The sequence below is a fragment of the bacterium genome (assembly GCA_021372615.1).
Taxonomy (GTDB): Bacteria; Armatimonadota; Zipacnadia; order Zipacnadales; family UBA11051; genus JAJFUB01.
In genome coordinates this window covers 1-4,647 of the sequence record JAJFUB010000134.1, presented here as the reverse complement: position 1 = coordinate 4,647, position 4,647 = coordinate 1, and the positions used below count along the sequence as shown (strand labels likewise).

3 protein-coding genes are annotated in these 4,647 nt (G+C 68.6%); 1 reads left to right on the top strand and 2 read right to left on the bottom strand.

The window, feature by feature from the left end:
* The first annotated feature begins 92 nt into the window (after window positions 1–92).
* Window positions 93–896, top strand: a complete 804-nt coding sequence (locus LLH23_19905; GenBank protein MCE5240732.1) for a site-specific DNA-methyltransferase — start codon at window positions 93–95, stop codon at window positions 894–896.
* Window positions 897–1,000: 104 nt separating this feature from the next.
* On the opposite strand, the gene LLH23_19900 is transcribed toward LLH23_19905, so the two are convergent.
* On the bottom strand, window positions 1,001–3,283 hold the full coding sequence (locus tag LLH23_19900) for a hypothetical protein (protein ID MCE5240731.1): 2,283 nt from the start codon (window positions 3,281–3,283) through the stop codon (window positions 1,001–1,003).
* 395 nt (window positions 3,284–3,678) lie between these two features.
* Window positions 3,679–4,545 carry a hypothetical protein gene (locus tag LLH23_19895; protein ID MCE5240730.1) on the bottom strand — a complete coding sequence of 289 codons (867 nt, stop codon included), beginning with the start codon at window positions 4,543–4,545 and terminating at the stop codon, window positions 3,679–3,681.
* Window positions 4,546–4,647 lie beyond the last annotated feature (102 nt).

Here is a 4,647-nt window from a genome sequence, read left to right as displayed (position 1 = left end):
CGCGGTCGGTGACCGCTCGTGCAACGTTGCCCAGAAGGGAATGGTGTAGGAGCGGTCACCGACCGCGACGCCGTCCCGCCTCCCACCAACTCATGCTGATCTCACTCCCCCCCACCAGCCATCATGTCATCATCGGCGACTCGCGCCACATGGACGACCTCGCCGACGAGACCATTGACCTGGCGATCACTTCGCCACCGTACTGGTGCCTGAAGGACTACGGCCACCGGGGGCAGATCGGCTTCCAGCAGACCTACGACGAGTACCTGGCCTCCCTGCGCGCGGTGATGGCCGAGGTGCTGCGGGTGCTCCGTCCCGGCTGTCGCTTCGCGCTCAACATCGGCGACCAGTACCTCCGCGCCGCCGAGCACGGGCGCTACCGCATCCAGCCCCTTCCCGCCGACCTCACCGTGACCGGCCGCGACCTCGGCTTCGACTTCATGGGCAGCATCATCTGGAAGAAGATCTCGACCACGAAGACCTCCGGTGGCGGACAGCTCATGGGCTCGATCTACTACCCGCGCGACGGGCAGGTCACCTACGAGCACGAGTTCATCCTGCTCTTCCGCAAGCAGGGCAAGTCGCGCCGGCCCGCGCCGGAGATCAGAGAGAAGAGCCGCCTGACGAAGGAGGAGCGCCTGAAGTGGTTCCGGGGCGTGTGGGACGACGTGGCGCCGGACCGCCAGAAGAGCCACGTGGCGATGTTCCCGGTCGAGCTGCCGCGTCGGCTCATCAGGATGTACAGCTTCTGGGGCGAGACGGTGCTCGACCCCTTCCTGGGCAGCGGCACCACCAGCCTCGCCGCCGCCGTGGAGGGCCGCAACTCCGTCGGCTATGAGATCAACCCGGAGTTCGAGGAGCTGATCCGGCAGAAGCTCGGAGGGGCCGGCTACTAGCCGGCCCGCCGTCACTGTCGCCAGCCGCGTTCCACGAGTCGTGAGTGCCATCCGCTCCGAAAGGCGGGCCGGCTGATAGCCGGCCCCTCCCACGTCCCCGGACATCACGTCACACAGAACAGCGTCGCCCCTCCAGCCTGCAGGCTCACAAACAGCTCCGGCCCGCTCGTCCAGCCGTCCTCGCGCGTGACAACGTCCAGGATGGCGTCGGCCTCGCTGATCCCCACGGTGCCATCCGCCGCCTCGGCGCCGAAGTTCGCGACCAGGACATACCGCTTGCCGTCGGCCCCCGGCACGAGCACGGCCCGCAAGTCGTCGTGGCTCGCCGCCAGCCGCTGCACCCCGGCCGCGACGTCCGCCGTCTCTTGCGCATCCGCCCCCGACAGCACGACATTCCCACAGTCCAGCACGACCGTCCCGGCGGGCACGTCCCATAGCCCCACCCGGCACGGCGCGCACAGCTCGTCATAGTACAGGCTCTCCCCGTAGCCCGAGGCGCGCCGCTGCCCGGCCTGGTGCAGCCACACCTCGTCGCTGCCGTAGACGCCGACGACGCCGAGGCGGCCGTCCACGTTCGCCCACGTGCCCCCCAGCTTCAGCGCCCCCATGTCCTCGCCCCGTCTGACGATGCTCCCGCCCTCGCTCGCGTAGCGCCGCTCGAACCCGGTGAACAGGTCGTTGGCCACGTTCAGCTTCAGGCCCTTGGCTTCCGACAGGTACGTACGGATGGACACCGCGCAGTGCTCCAGGACGACCATGGTCCGGTCGTCGGGCAGCGCGGCGACCGCCAGTTGGTGGGGCACCTGCGCTGGATAGGTCCAGCCCTCAGCGAAGTACGCCTTCGTACAGTCAGACATGACGCCGGTGGTCACGAAGCCGCCGTCAAACGGCCGCTCCTCATGGCGCAGCACCGTGCGCTTGCCCTGGCCCCCGGCCACGCGCACGCTGCCGCCCATGTTCTCGCACCATTCCGCGAAGTGCCCGTTGTCGGGCGGGAGGCACATCCCCTGCGGCGGCTCAGACGCCCGCCACGACCACGACGCAAACCGCCGCGCCGACCGCACAAACACCGCACCGTGTTCGGGCTCATGCCATGCCACAGGGGTGTCCGCGTCAGGGGTCTGTCCCCGAAGGCCCGCGCCAGCGGGCCGCAGGGGGCTGACCCCGGCAGGAGCGCTGACGGGGTCAGCCCCCTCCCGAGACTCCGGCCCGTCCGGGGACAGACCCCTGCCGGACAGACGCCTCCACGTGGCATTCATCGAGAGCACGACCGCCTTGTCCGCCTCCAGGCGGGTGTAGTAGTACGGGTTCTCCTCCCGGATGCGGTGCAGGCGCTTGGACAGGAAGCTGCCGTCGCCGTTGAACGCCTGCTCGCGCCGGATCAGCTCGAGGGCCTGCGCCTCCAGGTGCGCTGCACGTTCGTCGCCAAGAACCTCAGCGCAGTACCACAGCGTGGGCAGCAGGTAGTCCTGGCAATAGCAGTAGCGCTGGCGGCTGTCCCCGCCCATGCGCAGCAGCCGCCCGTTGTCGAAGGTGAGCTGCCGCACCAGTTCCCACAGCTCGCCGGCGTGCCAGGTCAGGCTGTCCGGCGCTGTATGGCCCTCGGCGAGCAGCCCGTAGTGCAGCATGGCGATGTTGCTCAGGCAGATGACCATGTAGCCGACATTGAGATAGCCGTGGTGGTCGAGGGCATAGCGGGGGAAGAGGTTGGGCCCGACGTGGCGCTCGCGCACCGGCTTGCCGGCCACGATCGTCTCGTCCTGCGCGTCCGCCGGCAGCGAGATCCCGTTGATGAAGAAGCAGTGGGCCTTCTCCAGCCAGTCCGCCGCATGGGCCTCGTCGGGGTACAGCAGCGCCGCCCGGCAGCAGATGGCCCCGTTCCAGATGTTGGACTCCGGCTTGTTCCCGCCGTCCCTGGCCCACAGCGTCCCCTGTATCTCGTAGTCCAGCAGCCAGTCCGCCTCCGAGCACAGCATCCGCCGCAGCCCAGCCAGGTCGGCGTCGGCCAGGCGCTCCTTCATCGCGCTGGTGCCGTGCAGCATCCGCTCCACGCCCAGCCCCGAGATCCACGTGTGCCCCCACTGCGTGCCGTCGCTGCAGTGGTGATCGCCCGACACGTGCGAGGCCAGCGAGTAGCGCAACCCCCGCAGGGCCAGGTCGGCGATCTCGTCCCGGCTGATCTCGGCGGCGGCCTCATCCAGCTCCGGCGCCATCGCCAGCACGCACATGGCCCCCACGAACTTCTGGTTGGTCTGTACGCCCCAGGAGTTGTAGCCGGTGCCGAAACACCCCAGCTCCGGCCGCGCCGGGTCATCCCAGAAGTACTGCCGGGCGAAGCGCGGCCAGCGCTGCAGGAGTGTGATGAAGTCGGCGGTGGGGGTGTCCATGGCGGTCCTGTGAGTGAGTTGTGATGGGTCAGTGGCATGTGGCAAGTGGCAAGTGAACGGCAACGGCGGCCTCACCCCCAGCCCATCTCCCTCGGGCGATGCTACGCATCGCGCCTCTGGGGAGGGGAGAACGCCCTGGGGCGGCGCGGTGTGGCTTCGCAGCCACAGAGCAAGCGGACAGGTTCCCTCTCCGGAGCGGAACGCAGTGGAGCGAGGGAGAGGGGAAGGGGTGAGGACGCCGTTCGCCTCTCCCCTCGCTCCCACCCATCCGCCCCGCCCGCTCAGACCTCGCGTGAACGCTCGGTGGCTTCGCAGTCACAAAGCATGCGGACCGGTTCCCTCTCCGGAGCGAAACGAAGTGAAGCGAGGGAGAGGGGAAGGGGTGAGGACGCAGTTCACGCTCCCCCCAGTTCCTTCAGGTTCGCCAGCCACGCTGCGATCTCGCTGAGGCCGTGCAGGTCTACGTTCGGGATCCCCGTCGCCCCGGTCTGCTTGAGTCGCTCGGTGTCAATGTTGCTCTGCATCTGCGGCGCGTATGTCAGCAGCCAGCGCGCCAGCGTCAGCACATTGGCGGTGCTGCTGCTCTGGATCTGGTCACCCAGCAGGCTGTAGTCGAAGTGCCGGGCATCCACCCGACAGTACGCCAGCGGCACCAGGGACACGAAGTCGAGCAGTTGGTGCTGGGTCGAGGTCTTGCTGACGGACACATTGGAGCGCGGGGCGATGGCCGTGGCGATGGTGGAGACGCCAATCTCGCCCATGGCCGCGGGCGACGTGATCCGCCGCGTCAGCAGCCCCCTCGTGGTCCGCTTGACCTCCTCGAAGGCCGCCTGTCCCATGGCCAGACACGTCAGGTCCTGCCAGCGCAGGCCGTACCAGTCATTCGTGGCGCTGCGGACCTCCAGGCCGGTCTTGCTCAGCCGCATGGCATGGACGGGGTACGGCCGCGGCAGGCTGATGATCTTGGCGGCGGGCACCACCAGGCAGTCCTCCCCCAGGCTCCGCAGCTCCTCCGCGACGCGCTCCGCCAGCGCCTCCTCAATGTTGTCGAGCAGCAGCCCCGAGGGCAACTGGCACAGCTTGGTCGCCTCGAACTTGGGGACCTGCAAGTGCCGCACAAACAGGGGCGTGAACGTCTCGAGGTCCAGGCGCGTGTTGCGCCGGCGCAGGACGCTGGCTCCCACGCGCGGCCGCTCCCGCGGGTCCTCGAAGATCATCTTCTCGCGTTGCTGAATCAGCTCGAGGTCTTCGTCGTCAGCCATTGGCGGTTCCCTCTCTGCACAGGCCGTGGGTGTCGTGCCGGGTCGCGGTCGGTGACCGCTCCTGCAGGCTTCCTAACAAAGGGGATGGTGTACGAGCGGTCA

Excerpts from the sequence above, each read along its gene's own strand:
- LLH23_19900 (MCE5240731.1), bottom strand. The coding sequence starts at position 3,283 with ATGGACACCCCCACCGCCGACTTCATCACACTCCTGCAGCGCTGGCCG.
- LLH23_19905 (MCE5240732.1), top strand. The coding sequence starts at position 93 with ATGCTGATCTCACTCCCCCCCACCAGCCATCATGTCATCATCGGCGAC.
- LLH23_19895 (MCE5240730.1), bottom strand. The coding sequence starts at position 4,545 with ATGGCTGACGACGAAGACCTCGAGCTGATTCAGCAACGCGAGAAGATG.